The 22,475-nt window shown below is 68.2% G+C and carries 17 protein-coding genes and 1 tRNA gene; 8 read left to right on the top strand and 10 right to left on the bottom strand.

Annotation, left to right across the window (positions count from 1 at the left end; genetic code table 11):
- Position 1: 1 nt before the first annotated feature.
- The 4 genes from D3654_RS09930 to D3654_RS20470 all read right to left on the bottom strand — a co-directional run bounded on the left by D3654_RS09930 (position 2) and on the right by D3654_RS20470 (position 6,326).
- Positions 2 to 1,000 (bottom strand): beta-ketoacyl-ACP synthase III, encoded by a 999-nt coding sequence (locus D3654_RS09930; protein ID WP_120521334.1) that lies wholly within the window; start codon positions 998 to 1,000, stop codon positions 2 to 4.
- Between the two features lie 77 nt (positions 1,001 to 1,077).
- Positions 1,078 to 5,070: an ATP-dependent RNA helicase HrpA gene (gene hrpA / locus D3654_RS09925; protein ID WP_120521333.1), complete on the bottom strand. Its 3,993-nt coding sequence runs from the start codon at positions 5,068 to 5,070 to the stop codon at positions 1,078 to 1,080.
- 31 nt (positions 5,071 to 5,101) lie between these two features.
- Positions 5,102 to 6,082, bottom strand: coding sequence for a helix-turn-helix transcriptional regulator (locus D3654_RS09920; protein WP_120521332.1), 981 nt, complete (start codon positions 6,080 to 6,082; stop codon positions 5,102 to 5,104).
- A gap of 73 nt (positions 6,083 to 6,155) precedes the next feature.
- Positions 6,156 to 6,326, bottom strand: a complete 171-nt coding sequence (locus tag D3654_RS20470; protein WP_162943697.1) for a hypothetical protein — start codon at positions 6,324 to 6,326, stop codon at positions 6,156 to 6,158.
- A gap of 81 nt (positions 6,327 to 6,407) precedes the next feature.
- Between D3654_RS20470 and D3654_RS09915 the strand changes: the two genes are divergently transcribed.
- The gene (locus D3654_RS09915; RefSeq protein ID WP_120521331.1) at positions 6,408 to 7,379 is read left to right on the top strand and encodes a GlxA family transcriptional regulator; all 972 of its coding nucleotides are present in this window, start codon (positions 6,408 to 6,410) and stop codon (positions 7,377 to 7,379) included.
- Positions 7,380 to 7,423: 44 nt separating this feature from the next.
- Here the strand turns inward: D3654_RS09915 and D3654_RS09910 are convergent, their stop codons facing one another.
- From D3654_RS09910 to D3654_RS09885, 6 genes are all read right to left on the bottom strand, one after another.
- A complete protein-coding gene (locus tag D3654_RS09910; RefSeq protein ID WP_120521330.1) occupies positions 7,424 to 7,714 on the bottom strand; it encodes a protealysin inhibitor emfourin in 291 nt (96 codons plus the stop codon).
- A gap of 57 nt (positions 7,715 to 7,771) precedes the next feature.
- Positions 7,772 to 8,815 carry a M4 family metallopeptidase gene (locus D3654_RS09905; protein WP_245413168.1) on the bottom strand — a complete coding sequence of 348 codons (1,044 nt, stop codon included), beginning with the start codon at positions 8,813 to 8,815 and terminating at the stop codon, positions 7,772 to 7,774.
- 182 nt (positions 8,816 to 8,997) lie between these two features.
- Positions 8,998 to 9,073, bottom strand: a tRNA-Arg gene (locus D3654_RS09900).
- 136 nt (positions 9,074 to 9,209) lie between these two features.
- On the bottom strand, positions 9,210 to 10,745 hold the full coding sequence (locus tag D3654_RS09895) for an FAD-dependent oxidoreductase (protein WP_120521329.1): 1,536 nt from the start codon (positions 10,743 to 10,745) through the stop codon (positions 9,210 to 9,212).
- Positions 10,742 to 11,614 carry an FAD:protein FMN transferase gene (locus tag D3654_RS09890; RefSeq protein WP_120521328.1) on the bottom strand — a complete coding sequence of 291 codons (873 nt, stop codon included), beginning with the start codon at positions 11,612 to 11,614 and terminating at the stop codon, positions 10,742 to 10,744. Before D3654_RS09890 ends, D3654_RS09895 begins: the two co-directional genes overlap by 4 nt.
- A 5-nt stretch (positions 11,615 to 11,619) precedes the next feature.
- Positions 11,620 to 12,108, bottom strand: a complete 489-nt coding sequence (locus D3654_RS09885) for an FMN-binding protein (protein ID WP_120521327.1) — start codon at positions 12,106 to 12,108, stop codon at positions 11,620 to 11,622.
- Positions 12,109 to 12,279: 171 nt separating this feature from the next.
- Between D3654_RS09885 and argS the strand changes: the two genes are divergently transcribed.
- The 7 genes from argS (at position 12,280) to prfA (ending at position 22,468) form a co-directional block, all read left to right on the top strand.
- Positions 12,280 to 13,944 (top strand): arginine--tRNA ligase, encoded by a 1,665-nt coding sequence (gene argS / locus D3654_RS09880; RefSeq protein WP_120521326.1) that lies wholly within the window; start codon positions 12,280 to 12,282, stop codon positions 13,942 to 13,944.
- A gap of 5 nt (positions 13,945 to 13,949) precedes the next feature.
- Complete coding sequence (lysA, locus tag D3654_RS09875; protein WP_120521325.1) at positions 13,950 to 15,419, top strand: diaminopimelate decarboxylase; 1,470 nt, start codon at positions 13,950 to 13,952, stop codon at positions 15,417 to 15,419.
- Complete coding sequence (locus D3654_RS09870; protein ID WP_120521324.1) at positions 15,412 to 16,728, top strand: homoserine dehydrogenase; 1,317 nt, start codon at positions 15,412 to 15,414, stop codon at positions 16,726 to 16,728. Before lysA ends, D3654_RS09870 begins: the two co-directional genes overlap by 8 nt.
- Positions 16,729 to 17,835 (top strand): threonine synthase, encoded by a 1,107-nt coding sequence (gene thrC / locus D3654_RS09865; RefSeq protein ID WP_120521323.1) that lies wholly within the window; start codon positions 16,729 to 16,731, stop codon positions 17,833 to 17,835.
- A 36-nt stretch (positions 17,836 to 17,871) separates the two neighbouring features.
- Complete coding sequence (gene thrB, locus D3654_RS09860; RefSeq protein WP_120521322.1) at positions 17,872 to 18,846, top strand: homoserine kinase; 975 nt, start codon at positions 17,872 to 17,874, stop codon at positions 18,844 to 18,846.
- 302 nt (positions 18,847 to 19,148) lie between these two features.
- Positions 19,149 to 21,230 (top strand): transcription termination factor Rho, encoded by a 2,082-nt coding sequence (gene rho, locus D3654_RS09855; RefSeq protein WP_120521321.1) that lies wholly within the window; start codon positions 19,149 to 19,151, stop codon positions 21,228 to 21,230.
- Between the two features lie 164 nt (positions 21,231 to 21,394).
- The gene (prfA, locus tag D3654_RS09850) at positions 21,395 to 22,468 is read left to right on the top strand and encodes a peptide chain release factor 1 (RefSeq protein WP_120521320.1); all 1,074 of its coding nucleotides are present in this window, start codon (positions 21,395 to 21,397) and stop codon (positions 22,466 to 22,468) included.
- Positions 22,469 to 22,475: the final 7 nt, after the last annotated feature.

The raw sequence follows: 22,475 nt of genomic DNA, 5'->3' as shown, positions 1-22,475 counted from the left end.
TCTACCGGTGGTTCGGGGTCATGGCCACCATGCCGGCGTAGGTGAAACCGCCGCCGAAGCCGAAGAGGAGCGCCGGCACGTTTGCCGGGATGCGGCCGGCGTGCCACCACTTGCTGAAGCCGAGCGGGACGCTCGCCGCGGAGGTGTTGCCGGATTCGGTCACGTCCGTCACCACTACTTTGTCGCTGAGGCCCAGTCCCTTCGCGAGCGGTTCAATGATGCGCAGGTTCGCCTGGTGCGCTACGAGGACCTCGATGTCATCCAGCGTGAGCCCGGCACGTTCGACGGCATCGCGGGCGTGGCCGACGGCGTCGAGGAGGCCCCAGCGGAGCACCTCGCGGCCGTTCTGGGCGAACTTGCCGTTCGGCGGGCCGATCAGCACCGAATCCGCCATGTCCGTGCGGGACCCCCATACCACCGGGCCGATCCGCGGTTCCTCCGAGAGACCGACGACGGCGGCACCCGCTCCGTCCGCGACGAGCACTGCGGTGGTGCGGTCCGTCCAGTCGGTGACGGCGGAGAGGGTCTCGGCGCCGGCCACGATCGCGTGGGTCGCGGAGCCGGAGCGGATGGCCTGGTCGGCGATGCCGAGCGCGTACTCGAAGCCCGAGCAGGCGGTGTTGATCTCGATGACGCCCGGTCCGCGGCTGTCCAGGCCGAGGCTGAGCCCCTCGGCGATCCGCCCGGCGGTGTTGGGGGAGCGCTCCTGCGAGGTGGTGGTGGCGACCACCACGAGGTCGATCTGCTCGGGCGCCAGCCCGGAATCGGCCAGCGCCATGCGGGCCGCATCCGTGGCCAGGGTGGCGACGGTTTCGCCTTCACCGGCAATGTGCCGCGTGACGATCCCGGTGCGCTGCTGGATCCATTCGTCGTTGGTATCCAGGATCTGCTCGAGCTCGAAGTTGTCCATCACCCGTACGGGCTGGGCGTGACCGAGGCCGAGGATCTCCGTTCCGGCGGGTCCTTGGGGAAGATGCAGGGTGGGAAGGTGCAGGGTCATCCTGGTCCTTTCAGGTGGGCAGCACGCGGTTGGGGTGCGGTGCCGGGGTCGGGAGTGTATTAGGCGGTGCGTTCGGCCTAGGCCGGGGCGAGTGCCTGGTTCAGTGCGGTGCGGATGCGCTTCTCGGACACCGAGTAGGCGGTGCCCAACTCGACGGCGAAGAGGCTCACGCGGAGTTCCTCGATCATCCAGCGCACATGGGTTAATTCGCTGCCGGCCCGGCGGCCCGGGAGGAGCGCCGCGACGGCGTCGTCGTAGTCGTCTTCCAGGGCCTGGACGGCGGCCATGTTCAGGCCGTCCCGCTGCACGTTGTTCGGCAGCTTGTCCAGGCGTTTTTCGATGGCGGTGAGGTAGCGCGGCAGCTGGCTGAGTTGTGCGTAGCCCGTCTGTGCTACAAAACCGGGGAAGACGAGCTGTTCCAGCTGGCTCTTGATGTCGTTGAGCGCGCTGATCAGGCTCAGGCTGGTGCTGCCCTTGAGCTGCTTTTCGATGCGGCGGGCGCTTCCGAGGACCCGTTCGACGACGGCGGTCACCGTGAACACTGTGTCGATCAATTCGGCGCGCACGGCCTCGTACAGGGCGTCGAAGGATGTCCGGTCCCACGGCAGTTCCGCGGGAGTCAGCTTGTCGATCGCGGCGAGCGCGCAGTCGGCGATCAGCGCGCTGACGGAGCCGTGCGGGTTCTGGCTGAACGTAAGCTTTTCCGTGTTGTTCAGGTGCTCCAGGACGTAGCGGTCCGGCGACGGCACGCGGAGGGAGAGCAGCCGGATGACGCCGCCGCGCATGGCGGCTTCCTGCTCGGCCCGGGTCTGGAAGACCCGCAAGGCCACGCTTTTGCCTTCGTCCACCAATGCCGGGAAGCCGGTCACTTGGTGGCCCTTCACCGTACGGCTGACTTGCCGCTCAATGGTGCCGACGCTCCACTCGGTGAGCCCGGTTTGTTCTGCGACGCCGCTCGCGTGCGCCGCGGCGCCCGCACCATTTGCGGCGGCGCCCGGGGCCCCTCCGCCCGGCACGCCGGCACCGGCCATGGTTCCGCCCGGCTTGCCGCCGGCTGCCTTCTTACCGGAGCGTGCCGTCGTTGCCGGGGTGGCGCCGAGGGACTCGGCAATGGCCCGGCGTGTGGCCGGGGCGAGTTCCTGTTGCAGGGCGGCGAGGTCCTTGCCTTCGCCGAGCACCTTGCCGCGGCTGTCCACTACCTTGAAGCTGACCCGCAGGTGCGCCGGGACGGCAGCCCAATTCCAGGAGCCGGGCGGGATGATGTGCCCGCGCAGGCGGCGCAGCACGAGTTCGAGCGAGGGTTCGAGCTCGTCCGTGGCGGGATCGAAGTCCGCCTCCAGGCCCGCTGCGGCCTGGCGTGCGACATCCGGGGCCGGCACGAAGTTCTTGCGGACCTGCTTGGGCAGCGACTTGATCAGGGCGGTCAGCAGCTCAACGCGCTGGCCGGGGATCTGCCAACGGAATGCGGCGTCGTCGAGTTGGTTGAGGAACAGCACCGGAACCTCGGCCGTGACGCCGTCGGACGGGTTGGGCGGGGACCCTGGGGCCACGGGATGGAACTCGTAGCTGAGGGGCAGTTCGAAGCCCTTGTGCAGCCAGGTCTTCGGGTACGCCGAATCGTCCAGCGCCGCGGCGTCCTCGCTGATCAGCAGTGACTGGTCGAAGTCCAGGAGCGCGGGGTCCTGCTGCCGTGCGTCCTTCCACCACTTGTCGAAATGCCGCTCGGACACCACGTCCTTGCCGATCCGGGCGTCGTAGAAGTCGAAAAGGGTGTGGTCGTCCACCAGGATGTCGCGGCGGCGCATCCGGGTTTCGAGTTCCTCGATCTCGTTCAGGAGCGCCCGGTTGCGGTGGAAGAACTTGTGGTGGGTGCGCCATTCGCCTTCCACCAGCGCGTGCCGGATGAAAAGTTCGCGGGAAAGCTCCGGATCGATCCGGCCGTAGTTGACCCGCCGGTTGGGGATGACCGGCACCCCGTAGAGGGTGACCTTCTCGTGCGCCATGACGGAGCCGTTGCGGCTGGACCAGTGCGGTTCACTGTAGGAGCGCTTCACGAGGTCCGGGGCCACCTGCTCCACCCAGAGCGGATCGAACTTCGCGGCCACCCGGGCCCACAGCCGGCTGGTTTCGACCAGTTCGGCGGCCATTACGAACGCGGGGGACTTCTTGAACAGGGCCGAGCCCGGGAAGATCGCGAAGCGGCTGCCGCGGGCACCGGCGTATTCGCGCTTCCGCTCGTCCAGCAGGCCGATGCGGCTCAGCAGGCCGGCGAGCAGGCTGATGTGGATGCCGTCGTGCAGGCCCACCGGATCGGCCTCGCGCTTGTTGTCGATCGTGATGCCCAGCGGCTTGGCAAGCTGGCGCAGCTGCTGGAACAGGTCCTGCCATTCGCGCACGCGCAGGTAGTTGATGAACTCGTTGCGGCAGAGCCGGCGGAACTGGGTGGAGGACAGCTCGCGCTGCTGCTCCTGGATGTGGTTCCACAGGTTCAGGTAGCCGGTGAAGTCCGAGTTCTCGTCCCGGAACCGGGCATGCTTCTCGGCGGCTTGCTGCTGTTTGTCCGTGGGGCGCTCGCGGGGGTCCTGGATGGTCAGCGCCGCGGCGAGGATCATGACCTCCCTGACGCAGCCGCGCTTGCCGGCCTCCACGATCATGCGGCCGAGCCGCGGGTCCACCGGCAGCTGGGCGAGCTTATGCCCGACGGCGGTCAGCCCGCCCTGCTGTTCCCTCGCCCCCTGTTGCGGCGACCCTTGTTGCGGCGACTTCAGGGCGCCGAGCTCGCGCAGGAGCGTCACGCCGTCGTTGATTGCCCGCGACTCCGGGGGCTCGACAAAGGGGAAGGCCTCGATGTCCTTGGGCCCGCGGGCCACGCCCATCGCGGTCATCTGCAGGATGACGGCGGCCAGGTTGGTGCGCAGGATCTCGGGGTCGGTGAACTGCGGACGGGATTCGAAGTCCTCTTCCGAGTACAGCCGGATCGCGATGCCCTCGGACACACGGCCGCAGCGGCCGGAGCGCTGGTTGGCCGAGGCCTGCGACACCCGCTCGATCGGCAGCCGCTGGACCTTGGTGCGGTGCGAGTAGCGCGAGATGCGGGCAGTGCCGGTGTCCACCACGTACTTGATCCCGGGAACGGTGAGCGAGGTTTCGGCAACGTTGGTGGCCAGCACGATCCGCCGCTTGCCGCCGGGATTGAAGACCCGGTGCTGCTCCTGGAGGCTGAGCCGCGCGTACAGGGGGAGGACCTCGGTGCCTGCCAGGCGCCGGTTCGCCTGGATCCGGCCGTTCAGCGCCTCGGCGGCGTCGCGGATTTCGCGCTCGCCGGAGAAGAAGATGAGGATGTCACCGGGGGCCTCCTGGGCGAGCTCGTCGACGGCGTCGCACACCGCGTCCAGCGGGTCGCGGTCTTCCTCGAGTTCGTCGTCGGGGGTGTCGTCGCCGTCCGCCGGGCCGCCGGCCGGCTGGGAAAGCGGGCGGTAGCGGATCTCCACCGGGTACGTGCGGCCGGATACTTCGATGATCGGGGCGGGAGCGTCGTCGTTGCCGAAGTGCCGGGCGAAGCGTTCGGGGTCGATCGTCGCGGAGGTGATGATGATCTTCAGGTCCGGGCGCTGCGGCAGGATCCGCTTGAGGTAGCCCAGGATGAAGTCGATGTTGAGGCTGCGCTCATGGGCTTCGTCGATGATGATCGTGCTGTACTTGCGCAGCAGCTTGTCCCGCTGGATCTCCGCCAGCAGGATGCCGTCCGTCATGAGTTTAATGCGGGTGCTCTTGCCGACCTCGCCGGTGAAGCGGACCTGGAAGCCCACTTCCTGGCCGATCTCGACGCCGAGCTCGAACGCGATGCGCTCGGCCACTGTCCGTGCGGCGAGGCGGCGCGGCTGGGTGTGGCCGATCAGTCCCTTCTCGCCGAGGCCCAGCTCAAGGCACATTTTGGGGATCTGGGTGGTCTTTCCGGAACCGGTCTCACCCGCGATGATGGTGACCTGGTTCGCGGCGATGGCCGCCATAATGTCCTCGCGGCGTTCGGAGACCGGCAGCTCTGCGGGGTAGGAGATATGAAGTGTCATGGCTGGAAGCCAGTCTACTGTGGCGCCGGGCCTACTGCTGTGCCGGATGCGCCGCCGTCACGCCTGCCGAGCGTGCCAGCCGCCCGGCCAGCGTCACGGCGTACTCCTTGAATTCGGGCGGCGAGATGATCTCGAACTCCATGCCCAGCGCCGCAAGGTGCGCCGCGGGCTGTGCCAGGCTGTCCCAGCCGGCATGCAGCAGCGTGGCGGACCCGCCGTCGTCGGTCAAGGTCGCCAGCTGTGGGCCGACCAGGGCGGCCACCTCGCCGATCGGGGCGAACAGGCGCACGACGACGTCATAACGGTACGGCGAACGGGTCACCGACTGTTGGACGTAGGCGGCCAGGTCCTCCGCCGGAAGGGCGCGGGGGAGGAACTTCTTGGTGGCTGCGGGCAGGGAGGCGATGCGGTCCGCGCGGAACGTCCGCCAGTCTTCCCGCTCGAGGTCCCAGGCCACCAGGTACCAACGGCGGCCTGTGTCCACCAGCCGATAAGGTTCGGCCGTGCGGCGGTCCACCGTGCCGTCAGGTTTGGCGTAGTCGAAACGGATCAGGCGCCGGTCCGCGATGGCCGAGGACACCACGGTGAGTTGGTGCGGATCCACCGAGGCCGCGTTGCTGGGCAGCGTGGTCACGGCGGCCTTGAGGGTGGCAAAGCGCGGGCGCAGCCTGGCAGGGAGGACCTGCTCAAGCTTGGCCAGGGCCCGCACGGAGGCTTCGCCGATGCCCGCGACAGGCCCGGCGGCCACGGAATTCAATCCGAGGGCGACCGCGAGGGCCTCGTTGTCGTCGAGCAGGAGCGGCGGCAGCTGGGCGCCGGCTCCCAGCTGGTAGCCGCCCGCGATTCCGGGCGAGGCATGGATGGGGTATCCGAGGGTGCGGAGTTTGTCGATGTCGCGGCGCACGGTGCGTTCCGTGACGCCCATCCGTTCGGCCAAGGCCGGGCCGGTCCATTCGCGCCGCAGCTGCAACAGTGAGAGCAACTGCAGCAGGCGGGCGGAGCTTTGGATCATGGAGCAAGCGTAGCCGCGCCGCCCATCAGGCGGCGTGGGCCCCTGCCGCCTGGGGGGCGCCGGCCGCTTTGGGTCAGAGCAGGCGCATTGTCCAGTAAGCGCTGCTGGGGAGGTCAAGGGCACGCCAGTCGCGTTCGGAACGAACCGGCGGGATGTGGCCGCGGCCGTCGCGGAGGACCGCCGAGATGGTGGCTGCGATAGCCAGCAGGACGATGATGACGATGAAGGCTACGAGGATTTCCATGCCTCCATCGTCGTCCTGGCCGAACCCAAGAAACAGTGGCAGAAATGACCCATTTAGACAAATTTCTGCCACACTTGAAGTATGTTGAAATCAGTGGCCATCATCGTTGTTCCAGGTTTCTCGATCTTCGAGTTCGGCACCGCCTTCGAGATCTTCGGCATTGACCGCTCTGACCGGGAGACAGGCGTTCCGAAGTTCGATTTCCGCGTCTGCACGCCACAGCCCGGCGACGTCTCCATGAAATCCGGGCTGTCGATGCACGTCGGCCTTGGCTTGGACGCCGCTTCCGACGCTGACCTTGTGATCATGGCTCCCTACGGCCGTGACCTCGATGTGCCGGAGGAGGTCCTGGAAACCCTCCGGGACGCCCACGAACGGGGCGCCTGGGTGCTGTCCATCTGCTCCGGCGCCTACGCCCTTGCCCGGGCCGGACTGCTGGACGGGCGCCGCTGCACCACCCACTGGCACTATTCGCAGGACCTGGCGAGCCGTTATCCACAGGCCCAGGTCGACGAAAACGTCCTCTATGTCCAGGACGGCACCATCATCACCAGCGCGGGCACGGCCTCGGGCATCGACGCCTGCCTGCACCTGGTCCGTGTGGAACTGGGCGCGAAGGTCGCTGCCGCGATCGCCCGCGACATGGTGGTAGCGCCGCACCGCGACGGCGGGCAGGCCCAGTACATCGACCGGCCGATGCCCAGCTGCGGCTCGGCACCGATGGAGGCCCTGCTGCGCTGGATGGTGGAGAACCTGGACCAGGAGCACAGCGTTGCCGAGCTTGCCGAACGTCTGCACATGTCGCCACGGACGTTCGCGCGCAGGTTCCGCGCCGAAACCGGGGCAGCACCGGCCGCCTGGCTCAACTCACAACGGGTCCTGCGGGCCCAGGAACTGTTGGAGAGCAGCGACCTGAACATCGACGAGGTGGCGCGGGAAGCCGGCTTCGGGCATTCGGTGCTGATGCGGCACCACTTTGCCAAGGTCCTGGACACCAGCCCGCAGTCCTACCGACGTGCATTCAGGGGCGGCCAGCTCGCCGAAGTGGTCTAGCCCCGGCGGGCACCACGCAGGTCAGGGCGTGGCGTAGGAGCGTGTCAGCGCTGCCCGCGGCTCTCGGAGCCCTCCGCCTTGGCGGATTCCACCAGGTCCTCCCAGGGGCCGGTGACTTCCCGGTCCGGCAGGGTCGCCCGGCGCTGCCCTGCCCGGATGGAGTACATGAAACGGTCCGGATGGTTCGCGGCGCGGGACAGGGCCTTCGCGTCCTCCCAAGGGCAGGCTTCGACGAGCGGCATCCAGCGCTCCTTGTCGTCCGCGGACACGGCGTTGACGCTCCAGACACGCGTCATGGCAGCGATGCCCCCGCTGCGACGGACCGTGATTCTCATGTCCCACCGATCTTTGCGCTGCGCCGGTGCGGGAACCACCGGCACCCGGCGCTGGAGTCAGACCTTGACCTTTACAGTTTCCCACGCCTTCAGGACGGCGTCATGCTCGGCGGAGCCGCTGCCGAACAGTTCCTCGGCCGTGGCGATTGTGGTCCGGGCGAACTTGCCGAAGGTGCACGCAGCAGGGAGGACGCCGCTGGTCAGCGTTCCGTACCAGATCTGCCCCGGCGCCTCCCATGCATTGCCGCCCAGTTCGGACGCCACCAGGTAGAAGGCCCGGTTGGGGATGCCCGAATTGATGTGCACCCCGCCGTTGTCCGCGGTGGTGCGGACGTAGCTGTCCATGGAATCCGGCTGTGGGTCCTTGCCCAGCACGTCGTCGTCGTACGCCGTTCCCGGCGCCTTCAGGGAACGCAGCGCGGCACCCTGCACGGCATCTGTGAAGAGGCCCTCTCCGATGAGCCAGTTCGCCTCGGAGACGGACTGCTTGCGGGCATACTGCTCCACCAGCACGCCGAAGACGTCGGACATGGATTCGTTCAGGGCGCCGGCCTGGTTCCGGTAGGCGAGGCCCGCCGTGTACTGGGTGACGCCGTGGGCAAGCTCGTGCCCGATCACGGTCAGGGACTTGGTGAAGCGCTGGAAGATCTGGCCGTCGCCGTCGCCGAAGACCATCTGGCGGCCGTCCCAGAAAGCGTTGTCGTAAAGCTCGCCGAAATGGACCGTGGCGTCAAGCTTCAGGCCTGCGCCGTCGATGGAGTTCCGCTCGAAGACGTCTGCGTAGAGGGTGTGCGTATCGCCCAGGCCGTCGTAGGCTTCGTCGGCAGCGACATCGCCGACGGGCGGCATCCCTTCCTTTCGCACCAGGGTGCCTGGCAGGGTTTCGGTGGATCCGGCGTCGAAGATGGTGCGCTGCGGCGGACCGGGCTTGGCCTGGCGTGCGCTGGGCGGCGTGGCGGGCACCGGAAGGGCCCGGGCGGCCTGCAGGCCCTTGATGTGCAGCAGCGATTCCTTCGCGGCCCGGGCGATGGCGCGGAGCCGGGGTTCCGGGCGGGCGGCGAGGCGGCGCAGCATGTACGGAGGAACGATGGAGCAGATCATGTGGCGAACCCCTTTTGGCGTCTGGCGGAGCTGGTACGAATCAGCTTAGGAGCGGCCGCCGACAATTTGGCGGCCTGCCTCCGGCATGTCCGCATTGGCGCTGTCCGCAACGGCGCCTGGCCCGCAACACAGAAACCCCGCCATTCCTGGGAATGGCGGGGTTTCTGTGTCCTCGAAAGGAGTGGTGCCCTCGATAGGATTCGAACCTACGGCCTTCTGCTCCGGAGGCAGACGCTCTATCCCCTGAGCTACGAGGGCATCCGGGGTTTCCGGTTGTTTCCGGAACGTTGATGAGCTTAGCAGGTCCGCGGGCCGCAGCGAAAAAACGGCGCGGCACCCGTGTCCTGCCCCGTGTCCTGCCGGGGCGCGGCCGAAAGTCCGGCCGGCGTACCGCTCAGTATCCGGCGAAGGCATCCACGCGGACGCGCCGCGCCCCGGCCTGCCGTGCAGCGCCGCGGAGGGTTTCCACCCGCGCGGGAGACCCGGAAACGTACACCGTCCGCCGTGCGATGTCCGGTACCAGCTCCCGGAGCGAGGCAGCGTCGATCCGTACCGTGCCGGCGTCGTGCATGAACGCCGGCGGCGCGGATCCGTCGGCGAGCCGGGCGACCACCCGTGCGCCCGAGGCCGCCAGCACCTCCGATCCGGCGAGTTCCTCGGCCCCCGGCGCAAGATAGAGCAGCACGATGTCCCGCTCCTGTGCGGCCCCGGCGCCCAGTTGGGAAAGGAACGGGGTGATCCCGATGCCCGCCGCGATCAGCAGCACCGGGGTCCCGCCGTCGCGCGGCAGCACGAAGTCCCCGCCCACCGCAGTCGCCCGCAGGGGTGCGCCGGGGGTGAGCTCCAGCAGGGCGCGCTTCGCCGAGGACAGCGGCGGTGCCGTCCCCACACCGAAGGTCAGCTCCGCGGTGCCGGGCGCGCTGCTCATGCTGAAGATCCGCCGTCGGCCCTTTCCATCGGAGGACGAGTGCGGCAGGTCGAGCTCCATGTACTGGCCGGGCGTGAAGCGGACGGGACGGCGGGCCGCGAAACGCAGTTCCGTGGTGGTGGGCGTCAGTTGCCGGGACCCCTTGAACTCGAGGCGGATGCCGCCGCGCTGTCCGGCGAAGAAGGCCAGCAGGTTGCCCAGCAGCAGCGCCAGCTCGGGCGAGTTCGCCACGAACCCCAGGTTGTACGGCACCGCGAAGACCACGCCGACGACGGCGGCAAGCGCCAGTTGCTGCCAGCGCCGGGGCGGCAGGGTGAGCGGCTCGGTCAGCATGAAGCCCGCGAAGAACAGCAGCGGCCGCTGCGCGAACGGCTGCCACAGGGCTGACCCCGGCGACATCCCGGCGCGCAGCAGTTCGCCGAAGACGATCGAGCCCGACACCAGCAGGAAGGCGCAGGCCATCAGCACCTTGCGGGTCCGGTACATGATCAGCGCCACGGCCGGCACCAGCAGCCACAGCATCGCAGGGGTGCCCGCCCACCAGGTGGCGACGTTCAGGCCGGTCAACGAGACGATGAACGCCCCGGCGGCCGCCGGGTTGAAGATGTGCCGGCCGCGGAAGGCCAGCAGGTACTTCGACGCCGAGGCCAGCACGCAGGCAAAGGCCACACCGGCAAGGTCCGGCCAGGCGACCGTCGGCAGCAGGTCGCTGGGCCAGAACAGGAAGAACAGCAGCAGGCCGGTGATCAGGGACGATTCCGAATGCGGCCGGACCCGGAACACCGCGGCGAAGGCGCGGTTGGACAGATATGTCAGGCCGAGGCAGAGCACGGCATGCGCCAGCATGTCCGCCAGGCCGAAGGTCAGCCAGCCGAGGGCGTTGAGCACCACGCTGTACGCGGCGAGGATGGCGAGCACCCAGAGGATCAGCCGGTACATGGTGAAGCGGCCCAGCCACGTGTCGAGCCGCGACTTGGGGGTGGCGAGGTCAACCGTGGTCATGTGAACAGCGTCCCTTCAAAACCCTGCGAACAGCGTGCCCTGCCGTCCGAAAAAACCATGAGCCAGTCGAAATCGAATTCTTCCTCCAAGAGCCGCGGCTCCACAAGGAACAACGCCGTGGCCAGGGCATCGGCTTCGAGCGTGTCCGCGGCCATGGCCCACGTGGCTACCACCGTGTCCACGGGCCTGCCCGTGGTGGCGTCCAGCACGTGGTGCAGTCCGTCGCCCCAGGCCCGGCGGTTGCTCGCCGAGGCGCACAGCGCCCGGTTGCCGAGTTGGACGACGCCGATCGCCTGCTCGGGATCGTAGGGGTGTTCCAGGCCGACCCGCAGCGGTGCGGGCCCGGCGTGGAGCATGTCGCCGCTGCCGTCCACCAGGTATTGCGCGATGCCCTCGGTCCGCAGGATCTCCGCCAGCAGGTCCACGAGCTGGCCCTTTCCGGCGGCGCCGACGTCGAGCACCGCCGGCTCCGTGCACGTCACGGTGTTGCCGTCCCAGCGGAGGACGTCCTCCCAGCGCGGTGCGGGACGGGCCGGGCCGCGGGGGACCAGGGCATAGTCCGGGCCGTAGCCGAGCTGCTCCAGGCTCCCGCCCACCAAGGGCGTCATCGATCCGCCGCTGAGCCGGTACAGGGTGCCGAAGAGGGCGCCGAGGCGTTCCGCGTGCTCCGGGAGGGACACCGAGCCAGCCGCCCGCGCCAGTTCCGCGATCAGGGAATCGGGGCGGAAGCGCGAGTAGCTGAGGTCGTAGTCGGCCACGGCCTGCAGCAGGCGGGCGTGCACCACGGGGGCGAGCGGGGCCGGCGTCGAGATTTCCCAGGCGGTGCCGATGCCGTCGAACGCGAAGGTGTCCCAGCCGGGGTGCGGCATGGCCGCTACTTCGCCTGGTCCTTGATGGACTTCACGGCTTCGTTGAATCCGCCGCTGGTCAGCGACGAACCCGAGACCTTGGACACGTTGAGCTCATCGAGCTTCTTTCCCACGATCTGGGCGGCAATGCCGTCCTTGAATTCGCCCTGGAATTTCCGGGTGTTGGGATTGGTGGGATGGGTGGTGATCTCCACGGCGGTGACGGTCCCGCCCGCCAGGGTCAGCTGGACGCCCACGGTTTCGGTGCCGTTGGGCGATTCGTAGTGGCCGTCCGCGCTGTAGGTTCCGTCCTTGTAGCCGCTTGCGCCGCCGGTGCCCGGGTCCGCGGACGCCCCGCTGGTGCTTGTGCTCGCTGACGGCACCGACGACGGCGTCTGGGTGGCCGGGGTTTGGACGGTGGGAGTTTGGGTGGTCGGGGCGCAGGCGGCCACCGTTCCGGCGAGGGAGAGTCCGGCGACCCCGGCGAGGAGGCCCTTGCGAAGTGGCGTGGTCATGGTGTGCTCGTTTCAACTTGCGGGACAGGATGGCGGAGTGGTTCATTCCTTTGACGTCCGAACCAGCGTATTGGTTCACCCTGTGCGCGGGGGAAGCCCAATCTGTGCCTAAGCTGTGACGCCGGCTGTTGCAATTCCTCCACTTGCAAGGCCCGACGGTACGCTAGACGGGTGACTCCCGAAGAACTCTCTGCCGCCATATCCGCCTGCCTGAAGGACGCTGTCGCCGCCGGCGATGTTGCCCTTTCCGAATCCGATCTGCCGGATGAGGTGCGCGTGGAGCGACCCAAGAACCGGGAGCACGGTGACTGGGCCACGAACATCGCCCTCCAGCTCGCCAAGAAGGCCGGCACCAATCCCCGCGAATTCGCCACCCTCCTGAGCGCCAGGCTCAAGGAGATCGACGGCGTCACGGCCGTGGACATCGCCGGTCCCGGCTTCCTTAACATCACCGTGGACGCGGCCGCCGCCGGCGCCCTGGCCAAAGTGATCGTGGAAACCGGAACCGCCTACGGAAGCAACCAGGCGCTCGCCGGCCACGTGGTCAACATGGAATTCGTCTCGGCCAACCCCACGGGCCCGCTGCACATCGGCCACACCCGCTGGGCCGCGCTCGGCGACTCGATCGCCCGCGTGCTGCGCGCCTCCGGCGCCGACGTCACGGCCGAGTACTACATCAACGACGCCGGCTCCCAGATGAACGTCTTCGCCAACTCGGTGCTGTCCCGCCTGCACGGCCGCGACGTTCCGGAGGGCGGCTACCCGGGCCAGTACATCGTGGAGCTCGGCGACGAGGTCCTCAAGGCCCACCCGGCCATCCGCGAACTCACGGACGAAGCCGCGCTGCCCGTGATCCGCCAGGCCGCCTACGAAGCCCAGATGGCGGACATCAAGGCCACCCTCGCCGAGTTCGGCGTGTCCTTCGACGTCTACTTCTCCGAGAAGGACCTCCACGACCACGGCGCCATCGAGTCCGCCGTCGCCCGCCTGCGCGAACAGGGCCACGTGTTCGACAAGGACGGCGCGGTCTGGCTGCGCACCACCGACTTCGGTGACGACAAGGACCGCGTGATGATCCGTGCCAACGGCGAACCCACGTACTTCGCCGCCGACGCCGCCTACTACCTGTCCAAGAAGGACCGCGGCTTCCCCGAGAAGATCTACCTGCTGGGCGCGGACCACCACGGCTACATCAACCGCCTCAAGGCCATCGCCGCCTGCGCGGGCGATGACCCGGAAACGAACATCGAGGTCCTCATCGGCCAGCTGGTCTCGGTCAACGGCGCCAAGCTGTCCAAGCGTGCCGGCAACATCATCGAGCTCAAGGACCTTATCTCCTGGCTCGGCACCGACGCCGTGCGTTACTCCCTGGCCCGTTTCCCCGCGGACTCGCCGCTGACGCTGGACCCGGAGTTGCTGAAGAAGAACAGCAATGAGAACCCGGTGTTCTACGTCCAGTACGCCCATGCCCGCTCGCGCGGCACGGCGCGCAACGCGGCCGAGGCCGGGGTCGAACGCCAGGTCAACGGCGAGGACGCCTTCGACGCCTCGCTGCTGGACCACGCCACGGAGAACGAGCTCCTGTCCTACCTGGGCAGCTACCCCTCGATCGTGGCCAAGGCCGCCGAGTTCCGCGAACCGCACCGGGTGGCCCGCCACCTGGAAGTGATCGCCGGTGCCTACCACCGCTGGTACGACGCCTGCCGTGTCTCGCCGCAGGGCGAAGAGCCCGTGCGCGACGTCAACCGGACCCGCCTGTGGCTCAACGACGCCACCAGCCAGGTCCTCGCCAACGGCCTCGAACTGCTGGGCGTTTCCGCGCCCGAACGGATGTGACCCCGATGACCGAAACAACAGGGGCCTCGCCCCTCGCCCCGGAATGGCTCGCCGTGCCGTCCGACCTGAACGCCCTGCACGCGCCCATGTGGGCGGCCGGGGTTGAACGGAACGACGGCGGCGAGCTCGCCATCGACGGCATCCCCGTCAGCGAACTCAAGGCACAGTTCGGCAGCCCGCTCTTCGTGATGAGCGAAACGGACTTCCGCGCCCGGGCCCGCGCCTTCAAGGACGCCTTCGACGCCGCGTTCGAGGACATCTGTGGGGGAGTGGATGTCTACTACGCCGGCAAGTCCTTCCTGTGCACTGCCGTCGCCTCCTGGGTGGCGGAGGAGGGCCTGCGCCTGGACACCTGCTCCGGCGGCGAGCTCGCCGTGGCCGCCCGCGCCGGGATCGACGGCGCGAACCTCGGCCTGCACGGCAACAACAAGTCCGACGCCGAGATCAACCGGGCCCTGGACATGAAACTCGGCCGGATCGTCGTGGACAGCCTGGACGAACTTGAGCGCGTGGCCAAGATCGCCTCGGGCCGCGGCGAGGTGGCCAAGGTGATGCTGCGCCTGACTCCGGGCGTGCACGCGCACACCCACGAGTTCATCGCCACCGCGCACGAGGACCAGAAGTTCGGCCTCTCCATGGCCGGGGACTCCACCGAGGAAGCCGGCCTCTCCGCAGCGGAAGAAGCCGTGGCCGCGGCCACCGCCTATGACAGCGTGGAGCTGCTGGGCCTGCACTGCCACATCGGTTCGCAGATCTTCGAACCCGAAGGCTTCGCCCTGGCCGCCGAAAAGCTGCTTACCTTCCTGGCCGCGATGCAGTCCAAGTACTCCATCACCCTGCCCGAGCTCGACCTCGGCGGCGGCTACGGCATTGCCTACACCCCGGTGGACACCCCCCGCCCCGCGGCGGAAATCGCGCAGGCGATGGCCGCCGTCGTCCGCTCCACCTGCGCGCAGCTCGGCATCACGTCGCCGCGCATCTCGATCGAACCCGGCCGCGCGATCGTCGGCAGCAGCACCTTCACCCTCTACGAGGTCGGCACCCTGAAAACGGTGCGCGTGGACGCCCCGGAGGCCGCCGGAGCGGCGGAAAACGTTACGTTCCCGCGCCGCTATGTGTCGGTCGACGGCGGCATGAGCGACAACGCCCGTCCGGTGCTCTACGACGCGGATTATTCGGCCGTTCTCGCCTCCCGGACCACCCTTGCCGAACCGCAGCTGTCCCGAGTAGTGGGCAAACATTGCGAGAGCGGCGACATAGTTGTTAGAGATGTATATCTGCCCGCGGATGTGGCAGCCGGTGATTTGCTCGCAGTACCGGGTACCGGCGCCTACTGCTGGGCCCTCTCCAGCAACTACAACTACCTTGCCCGGCCGGGCGTCGTCGCTGTGCGCGGCGGAACGGCCCGGTGGATTGTCCGCGGGGAAACCGAAGAAGATCTGTTGAACCGCGACATGGGAGTGGCGAATGTCTGAAGTGCGCACCTTGAAAGTGGCCCTGCTGGGTTGTGGCAACGTCGGGGCACAGGTGGCGCGGATTCTGCTTGACGACGCCGAGGCCCTGGCCGCCCGCAGCGGCGCCCGCCTGGAGCTCTCCGGGATCGCCGTGCGCAACCTCGACGCCAAGCGTGACGTGGAGCTTCCGCGCGAACTGTTCACCACCGACGCCGAGACCCTGGTCAAGGACGCCGACCTCGTCATCGAGCTGCTCGGCGGCATCGAACCGGCCCGCTCCCTGATCCTCACCGCCATCCAGAACGGTGCCTGCGTGGTCACCGGCAACAAGGCGCTGCTCGCGCAGGACGGCCCCACCCTCTACGAAGAGGCAGACAAGGCCGGCGTGCAGCTGTCCTACGAGGCCGCCGTCGCCGGTGCGATCCCGATCCTGCGCCCCATCCGCGACAGCCTCTCCGGCGACCGCATCACCCGCGTGCTCGGCATCGTGAACGGCACCACCAACTTCATCCTCGACCAGATGGACACCACCGGCGCCCAGTTCGCCGACGCCCTGGCCGAAGCACAGCGCCTGGGCTACGCGGAAGCAGACCCCACGGCCGACGTCGAGGGCCATGACGCCGCCGCGAAGGCCGCGATCCTTGCCTCGCTGTCCTTCCATACCCGCTTCGCCCTGGAAAACGTCCACTGCGAAGGCATCACCAAGGTGACTGCATCGGATATCGCCTCGGCGAAGGAAGCCGGCTTTGTCATCAAGCTGCTCGCCATCGCCGAGAAGCTGGTGGACGCCGACGGCGGCGAGGGCGTTTCGGTGCGCGTGCACCCCACGCTCCTGCCGCGCGAACACCCGCTGGCCGCCGTCCGCGGCGCTTTCAACGCCGTTTTCATCGAGGCCGAGAACGCCGGCGAACTGATGTTCTACGGCCAGGGCGCCGGCGGCACCCCCACCGCCTCCGCAGTGCTCGGCGACCTCGTGTCCGCCGCGCGCCGCCTGGTGCTGGGCGGCCCGGGCCGCACCGAAACCACCACAGGCCACGTCCCGGCGCTTCCGGTGGAAGCCTCCGAGACCAGCTACTACATCGGCCTCGACGTCGCCGACCAGGCCGGCGTCCTGGCCCGGATCGCGCACATCTTTGCGGAGAACGGCGTTTCCATCGAAATCATGCGCCAGACCATCCACCGCGATGCCGCCTCGAACGTCGAGTCGGCCGAGCTGAAGATCGTCACGCACCGTGCATCCGAAGCCGCACTTGCGGCAACCGTCGAGGCCGTGAAGGGCCTCGACGTCATCAATTCCGTCACATCCGTACTGCGGGTAGAAGGGGTCTAAGTGGCTCACCAATGGCGCGGGGTAATCCGCGAATACGCTGAACGTCTGCCGGTCACGGAAGCCACCACGGTCATCACCCTCGGTGAGGGCGGCACCCCGCTGGTCCACGCGCAGAAGCTCTCCGAGCTCACCGGGTCCCAGGTGTACCTCAAGGTCGAAGGCATGAACCCCACCGGTTCCTTCAAGGACCGCGGCATGACCATGGCCATGACCGCCGCCGTCGAGGCCGGTGCCAAAGCCGTCGTGTGCGCCTCCACTGGCAACACCTCCGCGTCCGCCGCGGCGTACGCCACCGCGGCCGGCCTGAAATGCGCCGTGCTGGTGCCCGAAGGCAAGATCTCCATGGGTAAGCTCAGCCAGGCAATCGCCCACGGTGCCACCCTGCTGCAGGTCGACGGCAACTTCGACAACTGCCTGGACATCGCCCGCAAGCTTGGCGAGTCCTACCCCGTGTTCCTGGTGAACTCGGTGAACCCGGCCCGTATCCAGGGCCAGAAGACCGGCGCCTTCGAGGTGGTCGACTCCCTGGGCGACGCCCCGGACATCCACGTGCTGCCCGTGGGCAACGCCGGCAACATCAGCGCCTACTGGAAGGGCTACAAGGAGTACTCCGCTCCCTACGAGTCCGCCACCGCGGGCACCCTGCCGGCCGTGTCCACCAAGACCCCGGCCATGTGGGGCTTCCAGGCCGCCGGCGCCGCGCCCTTCGTTGCCGGCCACCCGATCACCGAACCGGACACCATCGCCACGGCCATCCGCATCGGCAACCCGGCCTCCTGGGACACCGCCATCGCCGCGCGCGACGAGTCCGGCGGGCTCATCGAGGCCGTGACCGACGAGGAAATCCTGGACGCCCACCGCTGGCTGTCCTCCAAGGAAGGCGTCTTCGTGGAGCCCGGCTCCGCCGCCGGCGTCGCAGGCCTGATCAAGAAGCACGCCGCAGGCGAGGTACCCACCGGCAAGACGATCGTCATCACCGTCACCGGACATGGACTGAAGGACCCGCAGTGGGCCCTCCGCACCGCCGACGGCAGCGAAGTCCAGCCGGTCAAGGTGCCGAACGACGTCGTCACCGTGGCAACCGAACTGGGTCTGGACGCCCGCTAGGCCTCCGAAGCAAACAGGACTGGAAGAAAACCAAGAGTGGAAACAACGCAGCCCGCCGCGGGCGAACTTACGACGCTCGCGGCGGGGCAGCAGCTGACCGTGCGGGTTCCCGGAACCAGCGCCAACCTCGGCCCCGGCTACGACAGCCTCGGCCTGGCACTGTCCATCTACGACACCCTGACCGTGGAGACCCTGGACAACGGCGAGCTCGAGTTCGACCTCTCCGGCGAAGGCGCGGACACGTTGCCGCGCGACGCCAGCCACCTGGTCATCCGCGCGATCAACACCGCTCTTGAGCGACTCGGTTTCCGCCATAACGGCCTGAGAATCACCGCGGACAATGTCAACCCGCACGGTCGCGGCCTCGGTTCCTCCGCCTCCGCCGTCGTTGCCGCCGTCACGGCCGCGAACTCGCTGGTTCCTGCCGAAGCACAGCGCAGCCGCGAATGGATCCTGCAGCTAACCAGCGAAATGGAAGGCCACCCGGACAACGTCGCTCCCGCGATTTTCGGCGGACTGGCGCTGTCCTGGCAGGACAGCGAGCAGTACAGCAGCGCCCGGGCCGACGTCGTTCCCTCGGTCATCCCGGTGGTCGCGGTTCCGGACTACGAACTTTCCACCGAGACCGCCCGCGGCCTGCTGCCCGCCTCCGTGGGCCACCACGCCGCCGCCATGAACTCCGGCCGGGCCGCGCTGCTGATCCACGCCCTGACCAAGGCGCCGGAATTCCTGCTCGCGGGCACCGAGGACTACCTGCACCAGAGCTACCGGGCCGAGGCAATGCAGCCGAGCGCGCAGCTGATTGCGGCACTCCGTTCCGAGGGGCACGCCGCCGTCGTGTCGGGCGCGGGCCCCACCGTCCTGGCCCTGGCCAACGGCGAAGAGGAAGCTGCAACCGTCGCTTCCCGGATTTCCGACTTCGCCGCGGACAGCACACCCGGCGTCGCCTGGCGCGTCCTGACGCTGGCAGTGGACGTCGAAGGTGCTAGAGTGGAACTGCACCGGCGGTAAACCGCGGGCAGTTCCCTGACATTGGACCCTGGCAACAGGTACGTTCCGTCTTCCACTGTGTCGAAGTCCCTGCCGGTGTCGTCTCCTTTTCGGCCTGTCGCAGGCATTGCAGATCGACTCTGTTTCCTTCAGCGCCAGCCCGCACCCCGCATTCCGGGGGATCGAAGACGTCATCAGAATCGGGCGTTGCTGGCTCCATAAGCGGCAAGGCCGACATCCCGGCTGCAGATCTGAACTGCAGTCCAGAACACATCATCGCGCCCGGCTCCAGTCCGGGCGACGTCGAGGGGGAAGGATCCTTCGTGACAGAAACCACTGAGCTGGCTCCAGCTGTGGACACAAACCCTGCCGCACCTGCCAAGAGCAGCGGCCTCGCCGGGCTCAAGCTCGCCCAGCTGCAGGCCCTCGCCAGCCAGCTGGGCATTTCCGGCGGTTCCCGGATGCGCAAGGGTGACCTCGTGGCGGCAATCTCGGCCCACCGTGCCGGCGGAAGCACCGCCCAGGCCCCGGCAAAGACCGAAGCCAAGGCCGAGGCTGAACCCAAGCCCCGCTCGGCCGCCAAGGCAGCCGCCCCCGCCGAGGCTGCCGAAGCCGCTGCTCCCCAGGAGACCGCTGCACCGGAAGCTCCCCGTGCCCGCACCCGTGGCCGCAGCCGCCGCGCCACCAGCGACGGTGTGGTTGCCACCCCGGCAGCCGAAGCCGCCGAGGCTGCGGCACCGGCCGCCGTCGTCGAAGCTGCAGCACCGGCCGCCGCTCCCGCAGAGGGCGCCGAAGCAGCGGGCGAACGCCGCCAGCCGCGCACCCGCAACCGCCGCCGCGGCGAAAACGCTGTTGCCGCCGAGACCACCGAGGCCGCTGAAACCCGCGAGCAGGCACAGGCTGAGCGCCCGGCACAGGGCGAACGCCAGTCGCAGGGTGAGCGCCAGGCCCAGGGCGAGCGTCAGCAGCAGGGCGAACAGCGCCGCACCGAGCAGGCTGCCGAAGCCGGCGAGGGTGCACAGCGCGAACGCCGCGATACCCGCACCCGCCGCGACGAGAACGACGGCGACGAAGGCGGCAGCCGCCGCAGCCGCCGAAACCGTCGTGACCGCAATGACCGCGGCGAGCAGAGCGACCGCCGCGAAACCAACACCCGCAGCGACCGCTTCCGCGACCGCAACGAACGCCGCCGCGGCCGCGCGCAGGGCCCCGACGTCGACGACGTCGAGATCACCGAGGACGACGTCCTGCTGCCGGTCGCCGGCATCCTGGATGTCCTCGAGAACTATGCCTTCATCCGCACCTCCGGCTACCTGCCCGGCGCCAACGACGTGTACGTCTCGCTGGCCCAGGTGAAGAAGTACAACCTGCGCAAGGGCGACGCCGTCGTCGGTGCGATCCGCGCCCCGCGCGACGGCGAGGACCGCAACCAGCAGTCCGCACGCCAGAAGTTCAACGCCCTCGTCCGTGTCACGTCGGTCAACGGCAAGACCCCGGAAGAGCTCAAGGACCGCGTCGAATTCGCCAAGCTTGTTCCGCTGTACCCCTCCGAGCGCCTGCGCCTCGAGACGGACCCCAAGAAGATCGGCCCCCGTGTCATCGACCTCGTGGCCCCGATCGGCAAGGGACAGCGCGGCCTGATCGTCTCCCCGCCGAAGGCCGGCAAGACGCTCATCCTCCAGTCCATCGCGAACGCGATCACCACCAACAACCCTGAGGTCCACCTCATGATGGTGCTCGTTGACGAACGCCCTGAAGAAGTCACGGACATGCAGCGCACGGTCAAGGGCGAGGTCATTGCCTCCACCTTCGACCGTCCCGCCGACGACCACACCACGGTTGCCGAACTGTCGATCGAACGCGCCAAGCGCCTCGTCGAAATGGGCATGGACGTGGTGGTCCTCCTGGACTCCATGACCCGCCTGGGCCGTGCCTACAACCTGGCAGCACCGGCCTCCGGCCGCATCCTGTCCGGTGGTGTGGACTCCGCAGCCCTGTACCCGCCGAAGCGCTTCTTCGGCGCCGCCCGCAACATCGAAAACGGCGGCTCGCTCACCATCCTGGCCACCGCCCTCGTGGAGACCGGTTCCAAGATGGACGAGGTCATCTTCGAAGAGTTCAAGGGCACCGGCAACATGGAACTGCGCCTGTCCCGCCAGCTGGCCGACAAGCGCATCTTCCCCGCCGTGGACGTCAACGCCTCCGGCACCCGCCGCGAAGAGAACCTGCTCTCCGCTGAGGAAGTCAAGATCATGTGGAAGCTGCGCCGCGTCCTCTCCGGGCTTGAGCAGCAGCAGAGCCTTGAGCTGCTGACCAACAAGATCCGGGACACGCAAAGCAACGTCGAGTTCCTCATGCAGGTGCAGAAGACGACGCTGGGCGCGAAGTCGGACAACGACAAGTAAGCGTGAACCGGGGTGGGGCCGTCGAGCATAATTGCCGGCCCCACCCCTTCGCGTTGCCCGGAGCAACGCGGGGTCAGATACGGCCCATCCGGGCCCACAACATGGGCCGTAAGTGACCCCGCGTTGCAGTCATTAGACTTTAGAAGTCGAAAGAGGTTTGGAAAATGTTTGAGTCCGTCCAGGGATTGCTTGATGAGCATGCTGCCATCCAGGCGCAGCTGAGCGATCCCGCCGTCTATGCCGACCAGTCGCTTGCCCGGAAGCTGGGGCGCCGCTCCGCGCAGCTGCAGGGCATCGTGGAGGCGTACAACAGGTGGCGCGGGCTCACTGACGATCTCGAGGCCGCCAAGGAAATGGCCGCCGAGGATCCCGATTTCGCCGCCGAGGTGGAGCAGATCGAGGAGAAGCTCCCCGTAGCCCAGGAGAAGCTGCGCCGCCTGCTCATCCCGCGCGACCCGGACGACGCCCGCAACGTCATCATCGAGGTCAAGGGCGGCGAGGGCGGCGAGGAAGCTGCGCTCTTCGCTGCCGACCTGCTGCGGATGTACACGCGCTTTGCGGAGTCCCGCGGCTGGAAGACCGAGCTCATCTCCTCCACGGAATCTGACCTGGGCGGCTACAAGGACGCCCAGATGGCCATCAAGGGTTCTTCCAACGACCCCGCCGAGGGCGTCTGGGCCCGGCTGAAGTTCGAAGGCGGCGTGCACCGCGTGCAGCGTGTCCCCGCCACCGAATCCCAGGGCCGCATCCATACCTCCGCCGCGGGCGTGCTGGTGTTCCCCGAAGTGGACGAGCCCGAAGAGATCGAGATCAACCAGAACGACCTCAAGATCGACGTCTACCGTTCCTCGGGCCCCGGCGGCCAGTCCGTGAACACCACGGACTCCGCCGTCCGCATCACCCACCTGCCCACGGGCATCGTGGTTGCCATGCAGAACGAGAAGTCCCAGCTGCAGAACCGTGAAGCCGCCATGCGCGTGCTCCGGGCCCGCCTGCTGGCCCACCAGCAGGAGCAGCTCGACGCCGAAAGCGCCGAACACCGCAAGTCGCAGATCCGCACCATGGACCGTTCCGAGCGCATCCGCACCTACAACTTCCCGGAAAACCGCATCGCGGACCACCGCACCGGGTACAAGGCCTACAATTTGGACGCCGTCATGAACGGTGACCTGGAACCGGTCATCCAATCCGCCATCGAAATGGATGAGCAGGCGCGCCTGGACGCCATCGGCGAGTAGCTCCGGG

This window comes from Arthrobacter celericrescens, from assembly GCF_003614925.1.
Taxonomy (GTDB): domain Bacteria; phylum Actinomycetota; class Actinomycetes; order Actinomycetales; family Micrococcaceae; genus Arthrobacter; species Arthrobacter celericrescens.
Note: the sequence above shows the minus strand (reverse complement) of the source record. Positions and strands in the feature narration are given on the sequence as shown.